This is a genomic window from Altibacter sp. (assembly GCF_019913785.1).
Lineage (GTDB): Bacteria > Bacteroidota > Bacteroidia > Flavobacteriales > Flavobacteriaceae > Altibacter.
Window position 1 is genome coordinate 75,468 of record NZ_JAIOHK010000060.1, and the last position, 17,134, is coordinate 92,601.

The 17,134-nt window shown below is 39.7% G+C and carries 16 protein-coding genes; 4 read left to right on the top strand and 12 right to left on the bottom strand.

What is annotated here, in order from left to right; all coding sequences use genetic code 11:
- Positions 1-59: 59 nt before the first annotated feature.
- From K8F54_RS10620 to K8F54_RS10630, 3 genes are all read left to right on the top strand, one after another.
- Positions 60-593, top strand: coding sequence for a hypothetical protein (locus tag K8F54_RS10620; RefSeq protein WP_290790642.1), 534 nt, complete (start codon positions 60-62; stop codon positions 591-593).
- 34 nt (positions 594-627) lie between these two features.
- Positions 628-1,341 carry a Bax inhibitor-1 family protein gene (locus K8F54_RS10625; protein ID WP_290790644.1) on the top strand — a complete coding sequence of 238 codons (714 nt, stop codon included), beginning with the start codon at positions 628-630 and terminating at the stop codon, positions 1,339-1,341.
- A gap of 103 nt (positions 1,342-1,444) precedes the next feature.
- A complete protein-coding gene (locus K8F54_RS10630) occupies positions 1,445-2,281 on the top strand; it encodes a zinc-dependent peptidase (protein ID WP_290790646.1) in 837 nt (278 codons plus the stop codon).
- A gap of 49 nt (positions 2,282-2,330) precedes the next feature.
- On the opposite strand, the gene K8F54_RS10635 is transcribed toward K8F54_RS10630, so the two are convergent.
- The 9 genes from K8F54_RS10635 to rpsO all read right to left on the bottom strand — a co-directional run bounded on the left by K8F54_RS10635 (position 2,331) and on the right by rpsO (position 11,485).
- On the bottom strand, positions 2,331-3,455 hold the full coding sequence (locus K8F54_RS10635; RefSeq protein ID WP_290790649.1) for a T9SS type A sorting domain-containing protein: 1,125 nt from the start codon (positions 3,453-3,455) through the stop codon (positions 2,331-2,333).
- A gap of 93 nt (positions 3,456-3,548) precedes the next feature.
- Positions 3,549-4,634 (bottom strand): helix-turn-helix domain-containing protein, encoded by a 1,086-nt coding sequence (locus K8F54_RS10640; protein WP_290790651.1) that lies wholly within the window; start codon positions 4,632-4,634, stop codon positions 3,549-3,551.
- 78 nt (positions 4,635-4,712) lie between these two features.
- On the bottom strand, positions 4,713-5,375 hold the full coding sequence (rpe, locus tag K8F54_RS10645; protein ID WP_290790653.1) for a ribulose-phosphate 3-epimerase: 663 nt from the start codon (positions 5,373-5,375) through the stop codon (positions 4,713-4,715).
- A 145-nt stretch (positions 5,376-5,520) separates the two neighbouring features.
- Positions 5,521-6,384 carry a sigma-70 family RNA polymerase sigma factor gene (locus K8F54_RS10650; protein WP_034261238.1) on the bottom strand — a complete coding sequence of 288 codons (864 nt, stop codon included), beginning with the start codon at positions 6,382-6,384 and terminating at the stop codon, positions 5,521-5,523.
- 114 nt (positions 6,385-6,498) lie between these two features.
- Positions 6,499-7,086 (bottom strand): hypothetical protein, encoded by a 588-nt coding sequence (locus tag K8F54_RS10655; protein ID WP_290790655.1) that lies wholly within the window; start codon positions 7,084-7,086, stop codon positions 6,499-6,501.
- Entirely contained in the window at positions 7,086-7,625 is a 540-nt protein-coding gene (locus K8F54_RS10660) for a sigma-70 family RNA polymerase sigma factor (protein ID WP_290790657.1), read from the bottom strand. The genes K8F54_RS10655 and K8F54_RS10660 overlap by 1 nt, the downstream gene beginning before the upstream one ends.
- A gap of 24 nt (positions 7,626-7,649) precedes the next feature.
- The gene (locus K8F54_RS10665) at positions 7,650-8,678 is read right to left on the bottom strand and encodes a hypothetical protein (RefSeq protein ID WP_290790659.1); all 1,029 of its coding nucleotides are present in this window, start codon (positions 8,676-8,678) and stop codon (positions 7,650-7,652) included.
- 117 nt (positions 8,679-8,795) lie between these two features.
- Complete coding sequence (locus tag K8F54_RS10670; protein WP_290790661.1) at positions 8,796-11,021, bottom strand: polyribonucleotide nucleotidyltransferase; 2,226 nt, start codon at positions 11,019-11,021, stop codon at positions 8,796-8,798.
- Between the two features lie 194 nt (positions 11,022-11,215).
- Positions 11,216-11,485: a 30S ribosomal protein S15 gene (gene rpsO / locus K8F54_RS10675; protein WP_100804323.1), complete on the bottom strand. Its 270-nt coding sequence runs from the start codon at positions 11,483-11,485 to the stop codon at positions 11,216-11,218.
- A gap of 176 nt (positions 11,486-11,661) precedes the next feature.
- Between rpsO and K8F54_RS10680 the strand changes: the two genes are divergently transcribed.
- Positions 11,662-12,492, top strand: a complete 831-nt coding sequence (locus K8F54_RS10680; protein WP_290790664.1) for a hypothetical protein — start codon at positions 11,662-11,664, stop codon at positions 12,490-12,492.
- A 48-nt stretch (positions 12,493-12,540) separates the two neighbouring features.
- Here the strand turns inward: K8F54_RS10680 and accD are convergent, their stop codons facing one another.
- The 3 genes from accD to K8F54_RS10695 are packed head-to-tail and all read right to left on the bottom strand — an operon-like array spanning position 12,541 to position 17,124.
- Positions 12,541-13,407, bottom strand: a complete 867-nt coding sequence (accD, locus tag K8F54_RS10685; protein ID WP_290790859.1) for an acetyl-CoA carboxylase, carboxyltransferase subunit beta — start codon at positions 13,405-13,407, stop codon at positions 12,541-12,543.
- 47 nt (positions 13,408-13,454) lie between these two features.
- Positions 13,455-14,522 carry a class II fructose-bisphosphate aldolase gene (gene fbaA, locus K8F54_RS10690; protein WP_290790666.1) on the bottom strand — a complete coding sequence of 356 codons (1,068 nt, stop codon included), beginning with the start codon at positions 14,520-14,522 and terminating at the stop codon, positions 13,455-13,457.
- 43 nt (positions 14,523-14,565) lie between these two features.
- Positions 14,566-17,124: a BamA/TamA family outer membrane protein gene (locus tag K8F54_RS10695; RefSeq protein WP_290790668.1), complete on the bottom strand. Its 2,559-nt coding sequence runs from the start codon at positions 17,122-17,124 to the stop codon at positions 14,566-14,568.
- Between the last annotated feature and the right edge of the window lie 10 nt (positions 17,125-17,134).

Below are 17,134 nucleotides of genomic sequence, written 5' to 3' on the forward strand. Positions count from 1 at the left end.
AGGATAGGTTTTCAGAACAATCAAAAATGTGTATTTTCACTTTTTAGAAATACAATATTATGGCTCAAATTTTAGGAATTGGATCTCGGATCAATCACCCGGAGTACGGAAAAGGAGTAGTAACCAATGTCACCTCTAAAATGTATTGGGTTACCTTTATTGAAAACGGTTTGGAAACCATTGATGTGGATGCCGAATTCGAAATCATTGAAGCTGCCGAAGATGAGGTAGATACCGTAAGTTTTTATGAAATTGAGCGCAGTCTTCGCGGTATTCTGAAGAAGTGGAGTGATGTAAGCGAGATTGTACCCATAGCCGATAAGTATAAAGGCGGTACCATGATCTTACAGCCAAAAGACACAAGCCTTTCTAATAAGGAGATTCCTATAGATACTTTTTTTCATAAAATTGTGATGTTGCGGGATCGGTTACGCGTCATGGAACAGAAAATAAATTCGAGCAATGCACTGGATGATCAGGACAAGGTTGACTTGCAACAATACATAACTCGTTGCTATGGAAGTCTTACCACCTTTAACGTACTTTTCAAGAATAATTCACAACAGTTTAAAGGTGAAAGTTCAAAAAGTTAGTATTATTTTTAAGCCGAATTGAAGCAAAAATCGCATGGAAGAAATACAACCACAATCACAGCAGCCACTTGTTATTAGTCAACTCACCGATGAGGTCCGAGTCGCTTTTTACAGAAAGACCTATACCCATTTGGCCTTGGCTGTACTCTTGTTTATTCTGGTGGAAACTATTTTCTTTCAGATTCCGGCACTTTTGCAATTTGCCCTTTCATTAACCGAAGGCTGGTTGTGGTTGGTCATGTTGGGAGGATTCATGTTGGTAACCAACTATGCCGAAAAAATAGCCTTGACCAATCACGATAAAAATAAGCAGTATTTGGCCTTACTCCTCTATGTGGTAGCCGAAGCATTTATCTTTATTCCACTCATCTTTATCGCAATGATGATCGCCGAGGATGGAGGTATGGAAATATTGAATCAGGCAGCTATTTTAACACTATCCCTGTTTTCGGGACTTTCTGCCATTGTGTTGCTTACCAAAAAAGACTTTTCATTTCTTAAATCCATACTTGCCATCGGATTTTTTATTGCGTTAGGACTTATTGTTGCCGGAGTGCTTTTTGGCTTTAATTTAGGTCTTTGGTTTAGCGTTGGGATGGTGATTCTGGCTTCAGCTTCTATTTTGTACCAAACTTCAAATATAGTGCATAAATACGGTGAAGATCAATATGTGGCGGCATCGCTTGGTTTATTTGCCTCCCTCATGTTACTTTTCTGGTATATTTTAAGCATACTCTCAAGGGATTAAATTCCTTTTTTGGTACGTACTAAAATGCGGTTTTAAGGCGTTTATAGACAGTGACTTAGCTATTATGACTAAATAATTGTTATATTTCACAGCCCAAATCTGTATGATGCTACTGCTACAACCCGATGAAAATGCTACCTGGCTTGCACCCTATGCGTATATCATAGTACTATTGGGTTTTGCCTTCTTTTTGTTTCGAGTGTTTGAAAACTGGTACGCAGCTGCGTATAATAGACCGCTCTACCGACATTATTTTGTCTACAAAAAAGTAACTTCAGAACAACGAAAAATCCTGGAACAAGAATTTACTTTTTACGGGAAGTTATCACCAAAACACAAACGGCAGTTTCAACATAGGGTGGCATCCTTTATTTCTGAAAAAAAGTTTGTGGGCCGAGATCAATTAGTAGTTACTGAACGTATGAAAGTATTGATCGCCGCGATGGGATGTATGCTTAGCTTCGGTCGGAAGAATTACGAATACGTGCTTATTGAATTTATACTTATTTACCCGGGAGAATTCTACAGCAGCATCAATAACGATTATCATAAGGGCGAATTCAACCCGAGGGAACGGGCACTGGTATTATCCTGGAAGCACTTTGAAGAAGGCTATAAAATAACCGATGATAATTTGAATCTTGGAATACACGAGTTCATGCATGCCATGCAGCTGGAAGCCATACGAAGCAAGGATATTGATTCATCCCGCTTTGGTAAACAATTTCAGAATATTTTACAGGAACTAACGCAACAAGATGTAAAGGACAAATTGGATGAAACGCGGTATTTCAGGGCTTATGCGTTTTCCAATCAATATGAGTTTATGGCAGTGTTGACAGAGTATTTTATAGAATCTCCCGGTGACTTTAGATCGCACTTTCCCAAATTGTACGATTACACCAAAAAACTGCTCAATTTCAACTTTGCAGGCTATTAAAAAAGGCTCACATCTTGCGAAATGAACCTTCTTATATGACAGCAGAATCTTACTTTTTCTTTACAATTATTTTCTGTGTGGCTCTATCAGTGCCTTGTCTAGCTACAATAAAATAGATGCCTTCGGCATTTTTAGAAGCATCCCATTCAGTTGAATCTGAAAGGACGATGGTATCGACGAGTGTGCCGGAGTTGTTATATACCTCCAAGGTTTCGAAGGACTGGACCGCCAAACTATTTATTAAAAACCGATTTCCAATAGTTGGTGTGACAAATATGTGACTAATTTTTTTTTCAGGGACTGAAAGCGGAATGTCATCTCGAATGACAATAGCATTGGGCGTTAATAAGATACCCGGGTCGACAAAATTTTCGATAAAATTAAAATTACTGTCATACCTTCTAATAGAACCATCGCTTCCAACACCCATAAGAAGGTCTCCATTAGGGAAGAAGGCAAATCCCTCACAGCCGTTAACGCCGGTAATCAAATCGGCAAGAAGAGTTCCTGTGGCGTCAAAACGCTTTACAATTCCGCTGTTATAGTTAAAAACAATAAGGTTTCCGTCTGCTTCAAACCAAATATTGGTAGGGCCTTGCAATCCTGAACTTATAAAAAGTCCCAGATCGTCTCCGGTGGTTCCATCGAATTTACGGATGGAGTTCCCTCCATACGAAGACACATATAAGTCGCCATTGCTGTCCCAATCAATACCAATGCTTTGCGAAACTCCTACGCTGGTGAATTCATCGACAAAGGTGCCGTTCAGGTTATAACGCAGCACTTTATTAATCGTATTGCTCCATTGCAGCACATACAACAGTCCATCTGGGCCTATTTTCATACGGGTGGGTCCGCCAAGACCTTCGGCGAAGTTTTCAATAAGGTCACCGTTTGACCAGTTGTGTTTTGAAATGATTCCCGCAGCACTAAGGTTTGAAATAAGCACGGCTTCTTCCGAATCCAGAAAAATTATGTCTTGTGGCCAAACAAGTCCGTCTTCAACGCGAATTAATGCTCCTTCATAATTTCCGGATGCATCAAACTTGGCAATTTGATAGGGCCCGCTATTAAAATTTGCGGCATCGCTCACATACACTGCCAAATTTTGTGATGAGAGAAGGCTCGTACTAATTAGCAGGTAGAGCATAGCAATTGTGTATACATTTTTCATGGTAATAGGATTTAAAAATTAACTAGGACCAATTTCCGAAGTAATAAAAAGAAACAGGTTTAGAATTATAAACGCTAACACATTTACGAGTAACTATTCGTCGGCAAGCTTTTGTTTAAACTCGAGTGGTGTACATTGATACTTGCTCTTGAAGGCCTTGTAAAAAGTAGCCTTGTTGTTAAAACCTACGTCGAAGTAGATGTTTTTTATATATTGATCATCGTTTGAAGTCAATAGGTTTTCAGCTTCCTTAAGACGATAGTCATTGACAAAATTATTGAAATTCTTTCCGTACTTCTTGTTGATGACCTTTGACAACAAATGAGTAGAATATCCCACCTGATCTGCAAGGTTGACTAAGCGCAGTTCATTATCAATATACGGTTTCTTTTGTTCCATATAATGAGTGAGGTTTTCGTAAAATTCGTTTAGCAAGGAAATCTCGAAGGGTTCGTCCTTATCGGGAATAGGAAGGAAGAGATTTGCAAATAACGCTCCGTCGAAAACCTTAGGTTGTTTTATGCTAAAATAACCAATGGTATATATGGCAACACTCATGGTTATTGAGATCATATAATCCCATTGTTCGTTGAAGAAATCAAAATTAACCAGTACATAGTACGATACATAGGCCAGAATAAATGTGATATAAAGCGAGAGCAAGATCTTTGACCATTTGTGTCTTACCTTGGTATATTCTGAAGAATTTGCGTTGTGTTGGGAAATCAATACCATGGTAAGAACGGCATATACACTCATATGCAAGGCAATAAGCCAATAACTATTGACAACTCCCATGAGCGGGATTTCAAGAGAGGTTATCCCTAAGTATCTCCCCCAAAGGACAAGCGTTGGGACTAGAACCAACAATGCCGGTAAAAAGTGTAATAAATAATGGAAGGCAATTTTTCGTTTGTAGAGATTCAGAAAATATAAATAAAGCAGCGGTCCGGTTGAAAAGTAAAAAATAGGTGGGGAAAGTACCAAATACGGGAATACATTTTCGTATCGTGTCCAAAATAAAACATACTGAAAAAGAATACAAGAAAAGGCTAAGATGAGTAAGGCGATGGGGTAATTTCTTTTTACCCTACTTGTTATAAGTACTATAAAAAGAAATATTCCCATGGCAACTGCCAATAGGAATACCGAAGTCCAAGTGTCTAATGAAGGTTCCATGCTAGTATAGCTAAAAATAGCCAAACAGGAACTTAAAATGGTAAGGGTTTATAATAATTAACTCAAATAAGGTAGTGGTTAGCCGTTGGTCATCGCCTTTAGATCTTTAATGGTTTCGGTAGGGTTTGAAGCACTAAACACATAACTCCCGGCAACCAATACATCGGCTCCAGCTTCTATTAATTGTATTGCATTCTTATTGGTAACGCCTCCGTCGATCTCGATTTTTGTAGCGGCGTCATTTTCGTCTATAATCGCTTTTAATTGCCGTACTTTCGCATAGGTATTCTCAATAAAACTTTGTCCGCCAAATCCTGGATTGACACTCATCAAACACACCAGATCTATATCCTGAATGGTATCGCGTAACAAATCCACATTGGTGTGTGGATTCAAAGCGACCCCCGCTTGCATTCCTTCGGCTTTTATGGCTTGCAATGTTCTGTGCAAATGTGTAGAGGCTTCGTAATGCACGGTAAGTATGTTAGTGCCTAATTCAGCAAAGGTCTTTATGTAGCGATCCGGTTCTACGATCATTAAATGCACATCCAAGGGTTTTTTGGCATGTTTTGCGATACTTTTTATAACCGGCATCCCAAACGAAATGTTTGGTACGAAAACACCATCCATGACATCCAGATGGAACCAATCGGCTTCACTTTTGTTAACCATTTCAATGTCGCGTTGTAAGTTTGCAAAATCGGCTGCCAATATAGAAGGGGCAATTAAAGTGTTTCTCATGGTAATAGCTTTTTGCAAAAGTACTAATATTAATAAGACCTAACTAAAATGTATTGCAATGAAAAACCTCCGGTAATCAGCCGGAGGTCATTCATCAATCAAAAAACGAACAGTTATTTTTAACTGTTTGTTGCTGTTATTGGGATTATCCCAAATATGTTTTTAAAATCTTACTACGAGAAGTATGTTTCAAACGTCGAATCGCTTTTTCTTTGATTTGACGTACACGCTCGCGGGTAAGATCGAAGGTTTCTCCTATTTCTTCCAAAGTCATAGGATGTTGATCTCCAAGACCAAAGTACAAACGGATCACATCTGCCTCACGTGGCGTAAGTGTTTCCAAAGCGCGTTCAATTTCGGTGCGAAGTGATTCGTGCAATAACGAACGATCCGGATTGGGGGATTCCCCACTGCGCAATACATCATAAAGGTTCGAATCTTCACCTTCCACCAAGGGAGCATCCATGGATACATGACGCCCCGAGTTTTTCATAGACTCCTTAACATCATTGATGGTCATATCTAATTCTTTTGCTATCTCTTCGGCAGATGGCGGACGCTCATGTGCTTGCTCAAGGAACGCAAAGGTTTTGTTTATTTTATTGATACTTCCAATCTTATTCAATGGTAAACGAACAATTCTCGATTGTTCAGCCAATGCTTGAAGAATCGACTGTCGAATCCACCAAACGGCATACGAAATAAATTTAAAACCACGTGTTTCATCAAAACGTTGTGCCGCTTTGATCAACCCCAAATTCCCTTCGTTAATAAGATCGGGCAGGGTAAGTCCTTGGTTTTGATATTGCTTTGCTACCGAAACGACGAAACGTAAATTTGCCTTGGTTAATTTTTCCAAAGCACGTTGATCCCCCGCTTTTATACGCTGGGCCAACTCTACTTCTTCGTCTGCGGTAATTAAGTCAACTTTTCCAATTTCTTGTAGGTACTTGTCTAAAGAAGCAGTTTCCCTGTTGGTGACTTGCTTCGTAATTTTAAGTTGTCTCATTAAGGTTTGTCCTTTATTTCTAAGTTAAATGATGCTTGTACATTTAATTATACGTAAAAAGACTTCAAAATGTTACAGAATGATCTAAAATCTTAAAAATAACCTATCTATTTTTCAAATACTGTCCACAGTTTTATTTGGAATGGTATCTCGAATTTTTTTAGAATTAATCAGTAAACTATCGATTATACGTTTGTCGGTGGTTTCAACTTGTGTGCCGTCACTACTGTTATAATACCTGTATGTAGTCACCGAATCCAATAGGATTTGATTTCCCTGTTTTCTATCGGTACGTGTTTTTTTCTTTGTGTTTTCTTCGGAAGTGTTTTTTTCCGGGACATCCAATTTCATCTCGTTAGGAGCTGTTTCGGATGCGTTCGATGGCAGTACGGTATTGTCTTCTTTAGAAGATACATCCCTATTCGATTTAGAAGCTTTTTCAGCAGGAATACTTGTTACATCTTCAATAGGAGGAGTCTCTGTTGTATTATTCCGTGTCAAACTAGGGGAAAAAACGAAAAACAAAAGGAATAGTGAGCCAATTCCCACTCCTGTAAACCAAAGGTACATAAGTCTTCTGCGTTTTTTTCCCTCTTGGTCCAACGTAGTATTAATTTTGTTCCAAAGGAATGCATCCGGTGATTTTTGTATACCAGCGAGTTTTTCCTTCAGTAGTACACCAATATCGTCTTTCTTTTTCATCAGTGATTTATTTTTTGATTAGCGGCATTCATTTTTATAATTTTTTCTCGTAAAATCAATTTAGCGCGGTGGTAATTCGATTTGGAGGTACTCTCGGAAATGACAAGCATCTTAGCCACTTCTTTGTGAGTGTATCCATCCAGTTGAAACAAATTAAAGACCAGCCTGTATTGATCGGGTAACTCCTGAATTAATTGTAAAATGGTATCCAACGGCAACGCCAAAATTTCTGTTTCAATCGAGGTGTCTTCCAAAATATCATCGCGTAATTCCAGAGCATGACTCTTTTTGTATTTGTCGATGGCTTTATAAATTGTAATTCGTTTTATCCAGCCCTCAAACGACCCTTTTCCCTTGTATTTTTGAATCGATTTGAATATTGCCACAAACGCATCGTGCAAATTGTCTTCAGCATCTGTTTCATTTCTACAATACTTTAGGGATAAAAAATATAGGGTGTCCTTATATCTGGAGAACAGCTCACTTTGTGCGTTCCGGTCGTTTTTTTTACATGCCTTTATGAGATCTTCTAATTCCAAATAGTTACAGCCTTTTAACAACGCTCAATCGCAAGCGATCGCTTCTATCTCAAAGGAAGAAATTCCAATTAAATTTCCGGTTTCCAAATCCTCCAAACGAACATATATGGTTTGCGGATTTGTAGTATTGACGTATGCTGAAGCTGAAATTTCATTGGTGTTGTTCTGTGCATCGTCTTCAGTTTCAAAATAAGACAGTTCCAAAGCCGAAGCCCCATCGTGATTGACGGGTATCAAATGACAAATACTGTACTCTTGTAGTTCAAAAGAAGCAAAACCCGGATTGTTTTCAAATTCGCAAACTTGATATATACCCGTCGCACATGGGATAACGCAATCTTTCTTGATAAGGATGTTGTGAATTCCAAACTGCAATTCCATTTGATCCACACCTAATCCAACCACCTTCCAATCGTGATTCCATTGGCTTCCTATGTCACCGGACGCATTGAAGTTCATGTTAAGGTGCAAATCATTTCCTATAAAGAAACTCACCCAGGTGCCAAAGTAAATATTGTTGGCACGATGAAACTGAATAATCCCGTTGGTACTTACCTTAAAATAATCGCCCTCATAATCGGTTGGGTGTCCCGACAAAGCACTTACTTTCCAAGTACAATCAACGATGTTATTGTCACAGAGCGCTTTATCCTCTAATCGTACGCAGGCATCAATAGCTTCCTTCAACTCCTCATTGCTATTTATTTCAATAAGATCGCCGTTGTTCAATGTTCCGCTAATGGGGTAGCTAAGGCTAATCGAATAGTTTTCATTCAAACTTCCCAGAAACACGCTAAATTGTTGGTCACTTGTGATCGATATCACATCCAGATATTGCATTTGTTCGTCGAAAATGAATAAGGCGAAGGGGTAGTTGAAGTCGATACAATTGATAGCATTTTCAGCGGGTTCATCGGCGATGCGCTCCATTAATAGATACAAACTCGAATCTACTTCGATTGTATCTGTGTTAATATTCGCTTCCGAGATGGGCTCATTGTCACAAGAAGTAATAAGTATTGCAAGTATTAAAACAGTAAGAATCTTTTTCATAGTAATTTTTTAATGTTTCCTTTCCTTATAGTCTCAAGGTAGTCAAAAAAGTTGCGTAAGACCCAAAAAAAACGCCTCCTTTAATAGGAGGCGTTGTATATTGAGAATTATATTGAATTAATCTCTTTTCTTATCGCGATCACGGTTTCTATTGTCCCGACCTCTGTTGTCTCGGCCGCCGCTTCTTTTATCGTCGCGTGGTGGACGTTCTTTATAGCCTTCCGGTTTTGGCAATAATGCCTTGCGGGATACTTTGTCTTTACGAGTTCTTGCGTCTACACCAAAGTATTTCACATCAAAAACATCTCCCATGTTCACCACATCGCTTACATTTTCTGTGCGTTCCCATGCTAGTTCAGAAACATGTAATAACACTTCGTTTCCGGGAGCATCCATATATTCAACAACAGCACCAAAATCTAACATTTTGATTACTTTTACCTCGTAAACACTTCCAACTTCCGGCTTGAAGGTAAGCGAATCGATTTTCGCAAGAACGGCATCAATTCCTTCTTGATTGGTACCAAGAATTTCAACGATTCCCTCTTCCGTAACAGGATCTTCGTTAATAACAATAGTTGTTTTTGTCGTTTTTTGCAATTCCTGAATTACTTTTCCACCAGGTCCAATTAAAGCACCAATGAATTCGTTTGGAATAGTCACCGTAACCATTTTTGGAGCATGTGCTTTTACATCGGCATTTGGTACAGCAATGGTTTCAGTAAGCTTACTTAAGATATGTAACCTACCTGTAGATGCTTGTTTTAATGCATTCACTAAGATTTCATAAGAAAGTCCTTTTACTTTTATGTCCATTTGACATGCAGTAATTCCTTCAGCTGTTCCTGTTACTTTAAAATCCATATCTCCTAGATGATCTTCATCACCAAGGATATCACTAAGTACGGCGTACTTTCCAGAATCACCATCAGAAATTAATCCCATAGCAATCCCTGAAACCGGCTTAATCAATTGAACTCCGGCATCCATAAGTGCCATAGTCCCCGAACATACGGTTGCCATAGAAGACGAACCATTAGACTCTAACACTTCCGCAACTACTCGTACCGTATAAGGGCAATCTGCAGGAATCATTCCTTTTAATGCGCGTTGCGCTAAGTTACCATGTCCTACTTCTCTTCTTGAAGTTCCACGAATAGGTCGGGCTTCTCCAGTTGAGAATGGCGGGAAGTTATAGTGAAGGTAGAATGTTTCTTCTCCTTCAAAGGAAGGCATATCAATTTGGTTTGCTTCTCTTGAAGTTCCCAAAGTTACTGTTGCCAATGCCTGTGTTTCTCCTCTTGTAAAGATAGCCGAACCATGTGTAGAGGGTAAATAGTCAATTTCACACCAGATGGGACGAACCTCATCGGTTTTACGACCGTCAAGTCGCAGCCCTTCGTTTAAGGTAAGATCACGAATCGCAGCTTTTTCAGCTTTACGGTAGTATTTAGAAACTAGATCTCCAAAATCTTCCAATTCTTCTTCAGAAAAAGTTGCTTTAATCTCTTCCTTTATACTATCGAAAGCTGCACTTCTTTCGTGTTTAGCCGACCCTGCTTTTGCAATCGCGTATACCTTGTCATAGGCCATATCATGAACCTTCTTCTCTAGTGCTTCGTCTTCTCTTTCATTGGGATATTCTCGAACTTCTTTTCTTCCGAAGGCCTCAGCAAGCTTCATTTGTGCAGCACACTGAACTTTAATATGATCATGAGCAAATTTAATGGCTTCTACCATTTCTTCTTCTGAAATTTCTTTCATCTCTCCCTCAACCATCATTACTGAATCGGCTGATGCGCCAATCATCATATCAATATCCGATTCTTCTAATTGAGCTCTGGTTGGGTTAATTACAAATTTTCCGTCGATACGACCTACTCTGGCTTCAGAAATGGCACATTCAAACGGGAAATCTGAAAGTTGAATAGCAGCCGAAGCAGCTAGTCCTGCCATAGCATCAGGCATTACATCGTCATCATGAGACATCAATTGAATCATAACTTGCGTCTCAGAGTGATAATCTTTTGGAAATAATGGACGCAGTACGCGATCTACCAAACGCATGGTCAATACTTCTCCGTCACTGGGTCTGGCTTCTCTCTTAAAGAAACCTCCTGGGTAACGTCCAGAAGCTGCAAATTTTTCACGGTAATCCACCGTTAGGGGTAGGAAATCTAAATCTTTCTGTTCGTAGTTAGACACTACGGTACACAGTAACATACATTTCCCTGATTGAACAACAACAGCCCCATGGGCCTGTTTTGCCAGTTTTCCGGTTTCGATAGAGATCTCTCTACCATCACCTAGGTCAATGACCTCTTTAAATACTTTAGGTATCATGAATTTGTTTTTCATTTTGTACACCAATGGCGCACGGTTAATTTGGTCAACGGCTGGTTGTCAGCCGCAGTGTTGTTGTGTTGTTGTGGTCGACCAATGAAAAACCTAAGGGTAGCTTTTCTATGTGTTTCTGAAGTGTTACTTCAAAAAAAATGAATTTTAAAAATAAGGGGGCAATGAAGCCCCCTATTGTATTACTTACGTAATCCTAATTCTTTAACGATTGCACGGTATCTCAAGATATCCTTCTTCATAAGATAATCTAAAAGAGAACGACGCTTACCTACCAATTTTACCAAAGAACGTTCTGTATTGTAGTCCTTGTGGTTTGCTTTAAGGTGTTTTGTCAAATGTTCAATGCGATAGGTGAATAACGCGATTTGACCTTCTGCCGAACCCGTGTCTGTCTTAGACTTTCCGTGCTTTGCGAAGATTTTTTGTTTTTCTTCTGGTGCTAAATACATGCCAATATTGTTTAAATGATTTTTATGTACCGACTACCACTTTGATAATCGAGCGGCAAAAGTACAAAATCTATTTAATATAGTGATACTGAGAACTCTTTTTCTTACAAATCATGTACGAAATTAAACTTTTATGCGTTAGTACTGTCATAGAATCACTAACAAATAACAAACGTATGAATACCTTAGTAAAGAAAACAGCCCTATTTTCTTGTTTGGCAGCAAGTATCTTAATGAGTAGTTGTGACAAGAGTGATGACAGTGGCACTGTTGGTGCCGATTTCTCTGTAGAAAACTCGGCACGAGCAGCTCAAGCCGACAACGTGGTGGAAAACACCTTGAATATTATGGAAAGTGCTTATGTTGAAACTGAAGGCGGCGAGGCCAATTCAGTTTCTCTTTTTACGGCCTGTACTATCATTACCATTATCCCTAATGGCGATGGCGGAACAATCATTCTCGATTTTGGAGAAGGATGTACCCTAAGTAACGGAAGCATAGTTTCCGGAAAGATCCGTTTAGAATACGGCCCAATTGTAAGTGCTACTCGTACCATTACCTATACGTTCGAAGATTATACCTATAATGGACACGGCGTTGCAGGAGGTGGAGAGATTTTACGTGAACTGGAAAACTCGAATGGGTATCCTTCCTCTACCGTAAATGAAACGATCACAGTAAGTTTTGCGAACTCTACTATTACAGCGACTCGCGTTGGATTGCGCATTGCTGAATGGACCGAAGGTGTTGGTACAGGTACCTGGGCTGATAATGTTTATAGCATCACCGGAAATTGGGATACTACTTTTTCCAATGGATTTAATAGAAGCGGTGAGGTAACTGAAGCACTTATAAGAAAGCTGTCCTGCATTTATTTGGTAAGTGGTAGATTGGATATTTCACAGGAAGGAATTACGGGGACATTAGATTTTGGGGATGGTACCTGCGATAATATGGCCGTCTTCATTTTCAATGGACAAGAGTATCCTATAATTTTAGGATTGTAACCTCACTAGGTAAAGAAATAAAAAAGCCTCCAAACTTGGAGGCTTTTTTTATGCTGTCTTTTCCCGTAGCGGCCTATTCAAAATAAGGTCGAGATATAGATTTAAATTTCGCTTCAAATTCTTTCGATGAGTGATAAAATCTAAAAAACCATGATCCAAAACAAATTCAGCGGTTTGGAATCCTTCTGGTAATTCTTTACCTGTGGTATCACGCACCACACGCGGTCCGGCAAAACCAATCAAGGCTCCGGGTTCACTAATATTTATATCGCCTAACATGGCAAAGGATGCAGTGGTCCCTCCCGTTGTTGGGTCGGTACAAAGAGAGATATAGGGTATACCGGCATCAGAAAGTTGTGCAAGTTTGGCACTGGTCTTGGCCAATTGCATTAGTGAAAGTGCTGCTTCCATCATACGTGCACCACCACTTTTTGAAATAATTAAAAATGGGATCTTCTTTTTTAAGGCATAATCGGCGGCACGTGCAATTTTTTCACCAACCACACTGCCCATAGAACCCCCAATGAAGCGGAAATCCATACAAGCTACCACAAGATCTTCACCCATAGATTTACCAACTGCTGTTCGCACAGCGTCCTTCAATCCGGTCTTTTCCTGAGCATCCTTTAACCGATCAATGTATTTCTTACTGTCTTCAAAATTCAACGGATCTTTGGATGTCATATTTTTATCCATTTCCTTGAATTTATTGTCATCGAATAGAATTTCAAAGTATTCGGCGCTGCCAATACGTACGTGATACCCATCCTCCGGACTTACATAAAAATTTGATTCTAATTCTTCGGAATCGACAATCTTTCCGGTGGGTGATTTATACCAGAGTCCTTTTGGGACATCTTTTTTATCTTCCGTAGGGGTTTGGATCCCTTTTTTTGTTCTTTTAAACCAAGACATATCTTTTCGGGTTTGAGGAGTTTCGTCTGCCATAGGGAAATTCCCGGTTATAGTGTATTGATATTATTCAAGTCCTTAAAAGCCTGCTCCAATCGCTTTCTAAATGTAATTTCACCTTCGCGTAGCCATTTACGCGGATCGTAGTATTTTTTGTTAGGAGCGTCAGCACCATCCGGATTTCCAATCTGAGACCTAAGATAGTCAATATTATTGACCATATAATCACGAATCCCTTCGTTGAAGGCAAACTGAAGGTCGGTATCAATATTCATCTTGATGACACCATAGCTAATAGCCTCCCTAATTTCTTCTAAGGTAGAACCACTTCCTCCATGAAAAACAAAATCAATGGGGTTGTGGTTTGTATTGAATTTTTTCTGAACGTACTCCTGAGAGTTCTTTAAAATTATTGGCGTTAATTTTACATTTCCCGGCTTGTAAACACCATGCACATTTCCGAAGGCTGCCGCTACCGTAAATTGATCGCTTACTTTTAACAACTCTTCGTAGGCATAGGCAACTTCTTCGGGTTGGGTATATAATTTGGACGAATCAACATTCGTGTTATCCACGCCATCTTCTTCTCCTCCTGTAATGCCTAGTTCTATTTCAAGTGTCATTCCCATCTTGCTCATACGCTCCAGATACCTTTTTGAGATTTCAATATTCTCTTCAATCGGTTCTTCAGAAAGATCCAACATATGCGAGCTATAAAGCGGAACTCCTGTTTTTTTGAAATGTAGCTCACCGGCATCTAACAAGCCGTCTACCCATGGTAAAAGATTCTTAGCACAATGATCTGTATGTAAGATAACCGTGGCGCCATATACTTTGGCCAATTCATGGATATGCATGGCACCGGCTACACCTCCTGCGATGGCGGCTCTTTGGTTTTCATTTGAAAGGCCTTTTCCGGCATTAAAATGTGCTCCGCCATTCGAAAATTGTATGATAACAGGAGCGTTTAATGCTGCAGCTGTTTCCATAACGGTGTTAATACTGTTAGAACCAATTACGTTCACTGCAGGCAGGGCAAACCCCTTTTCTTTTGCGTATTGGTGAATTTTTTGAACTTCTCTTCCCGTAGCAACTCCGGGCTGTATAGAATGACTCATGGTATGACTGATTAGGAATGCAAAAATAACAAATTTTAATGGTTTAAAAGGGATAGTTTATACCTATGTTATAAACGGCATGGGCAAAATTATAATCTTTGAACCATCGTTCACCAACGGGTCGTGCAGGATCGTGGGTTTTAAATCCTACGTCGAAGCGAAACACGAAGAAACCGAAGTCGTACCGAATTCCCAACCCCGAGGCTACCGCAATTTCCTTGAGATCCTGAATTCCATCAAATTTGAATTCTGGGGTTTCCACATCATCAAATACATTCCAGATATTGCCCGCGTCTACAAAGAATGCTCCTTTAAAATCCCCCAAGATGGTATATCGGTATTCTCCGTTCAGAGCAATTTTAAAATTGGCCTCGTTAAAATCTAAAATGCTCCCACTACTCCCCGGGCCAAGGTCATACGCTCTCCAACCTCTATTGTCATTAGTACCCCCTGCAAAATAACTACGCGTAAAGGGAATGCTATTGCTATTTCCATAGGGTATGGCAATCCCGCCGAAAGCGCGAATGGCAAATACATTTTTGTCGTTCAGTTCCCAATGTTTTATATATTCTGCTTCTACCTTGACATATTGGGAGAACACAACGCCCAAGGTTTCATATTTCCCGTCGGTATTCTTCTGAATTCCCGCCACACTTGCAATTCCTGAAAGGAAATTTCCAGCCGCCTCCAGTTTGGCGCGAAATCGCGAAAAGCTATTGTCAAAAATCCCTTCTCTGGTGTCGCGTGTCCAAACAAAATTGGAGGCGAAAATAAGGTTGTTCTCTGTCAGTCGAAACCGCCTTTCGGCAATACCCAATACCTCTTGAAAGATCGAGGTATTTGTCGATATAGAATTGTTTAAAATCTCCGAGATGAAGTCGTCCGCTTCCATTGGAATCTCAAGCTTGGGGTCTTCAGAAGGATTGTTAAAGTCGTATCCAACTTCCTGTGCAATTTCATTGAGTCGATTGTAGGAACTGGGATAGACATTAAAGTAATTCTTGGTGTTCAAATTGCGGACATATTGAATGTTCATCAGATCGAACGAATTTGTTCTAATCTTTGAAGGTTTCCAACGATAACTAAAAATAGCATTTAAGTTTTGTCGATCCAGTCCGATATTGTTTTGGGCATTCGCTCCAAAACTCATACTGGTCGATGGCGACATATATTTCGGAATCAATTTTTCTGTCCTTATAGGGAAGAGTATCCGGGGAAAGGACAGCTTTACATCGCCTCCAATTTCAGAAATATTAAAAAAACTACCACTGTTATCGGCGGCATCTTTAGAAGAACCCACATTTCCACGGCCAGAGATTTCTAAAATTTCGGCGCCTCGAAATACATTCCGGATCATTAAAGTACTGCTAAACCCAATTCCAAACTGCTGAATTGGCGATGGGAAGGGAATAACATCGAAATCTACCCCCAAGGTATATTTTTTCTGGGGTGTCAATAGAATCGTCGCAATAAGCCCGGTTCCGGTACTATCGGCAGGGTCTTCCTGATAGGAAATATTGGGATATTTAAAAATTCGCAGATCGCTTATCTGATTGTAAGTGAGCGTTCTATCAATGTCTTTAAAAATCCTGTTTGGCGTTATCGAAATTGCATCGGTAATAGCCTTAGGTCTAAATTTCAATGCATCATAGCTAAATAATTTGTAGCCGTTATATGAAATGGTATCTGTCCATGGCATATTCCTGTTGGCAAACTTATAGTCGGTTATGATACGCACCTCATTTACCTTGTGAATCTTAAAAGGTTCGGTGCGAGTACTATCATCTTCCGAAATTTTCCTATCGGGTATAATAAGGGTCATATTGGCTTTATGACCGGTTTGGACGGTATCGCCTTCAAAACCTACATAATCTTGGTCGAAATAATACAAGCCCGAATTCCGGAATTGAATGGTCAATCTGTCCCGTTCATTTACAAAATCATTGGCTGCATACTGTTTACCCGGTTTTATGAAGGAACTCCTTTTGGTTCGTTGATATAAAGAATCCACCACCGGCGAACTTATCTGAATGATTAGCGAATCACCCACAAAATAGGGTTGCGATCTTTGAACGTTATAGGTAACCGACGCGCGTTTCTCTTTCTTTTCGTTCGTATTGATCTTATAGTCTGCCGTTGCATTAAAATATCCAAAGCTGGCATAGTAGCGTTTTAGTCGATCGACCGATTTATTGATCTTTCCTTTGTCGATTACAACGGGCACGTCCCCCGATTTTTTTAGCCAATTGTTGAAGCCTACATAACTATTGCCCAATTCGTCAACTTGCTTTTGTGATATAAAACGCGTTAAACGTGCCTCCCGTTTCGGGTTTTTATGCAACCATCGCTGAAAGGTAGAATCGGGTTTCGGATCGGCGAGATTGTAAATGTAAATACCAATGGGGAGCCCAAGTACCTTGGAGTTTGGACGTTGTGATAATTGGCTAAACACCTTGGTGTCCTTTATTTCCACACTGTCAACAACAATGGTATTTTCGGTAAGTAAAAATTTATCATCTTCAACACGTTTCACGGCATTGCAGGAAAAAAGAAAGATCGTTAATCCTAAAAATAATGATATTTTTGTGAGGGTTCGGGTCAAGCGTCTGGGT

Excerpts from the sequence above, each read along its gene's own strand:
- K8F54_RS10620 (WP_290790642.1), top strand. The coding sequence starts at position 60 with ATGGCTCAAATTTTAGGAATTGGATCTCGGATCAATCACCCGGAGTAC.
- K8F54_RS10625 (WP_290790644.1), top strand. The coding sequence starts at position 628 with ATGGAAGAAATACAACCACAATCACAGCAGCCACTTGTTATTAGTCAA.
- K8F54_RS10630 (WP_290790646.1), top strand. The coding sequence starts at position 1,445 with ATGATGCTACTGCTACAACCCGATGAAAATGCTACCTGGCTTGCACCC.
- K8F54_RS10635 (WP_290790649.1), bottom strand. The coding sequence starts at position 3,455 with ATGAAAAATGTATACACAATTGCTATGCTCTACCTGCTAATTAGTACG.
- K8F54_RS10640 (WP_290790651.1), bottom strand. The coding sequence starts at position 4,634 with ATGGAACCTTCATTAGACACTTGGACTTCGGTATTCCTATTGGCAGTT.
- rpe (WP_290790653.1), bottom strand. The coding sequence starts at position 5,375 with ATGAGAAACACTTTAATTGCCCCTTCTATATTGGCAGCCGATTTTGCA.
- K8F54_RS10650 (WP_034261238.1), bottom strand. The coding sequence starts at position 6,384 with ATGAGACAACTTAAAATTACGAAGCAAGTCACCAACAGGGAAACTGCT.
- K8F54_RS10655 (WP_290790655.1), bottom strand. The coding sequence starts at position 7,086 with ATGAAAAAGAAAGACGATATTGGTGTACTACTGAAGGAAAAACTCGCT.
- K8F54_RS10665 (WP_290790659.1), bottom strand. The coding sequence starts at position 8,678 with ATGAAAAAGATTCTTACTGTTTTAATACTTGCAATACTTATTACTTCT.
- K8F54_RS10670 (WP_290790661.1), bottom strand. The coding sequence starts at position 11,021 with ATGATACCTAAAGTATTTAAAGAGGTCATTGACCTAGGTGATGGTAGA.
- rpsO (WP_100804323.1), bottom strand. The coding sequence starts at position 11,485 with ATGTATTTAGCACCAGAAGAAAAACAAAAAATCTTCGCAAAGCACGGA.
- K8F54_RS10680 (WP_290790664.1), top strand. The coding sequence starts at position 11,662 with ATGAATACCTTAGTAAAGAAAACAGCCCTATTTTCTTGTTTGGCAGCA.
- accD (WP_290790859.1), bottom strand. The coding sequence starts at position 13,407 with ATGTCTTGGTTTAAAAGAACAAAAAAAGGGATCCAAACCCCTACGGAA.
- fbaA (WP_290790666.1), bottom strand. The coding sequence starts at position 14,522 with ATGAGTCATTCTATACAGCCCGGAGTTGCTACGGGAAGAGAAGTTCAA.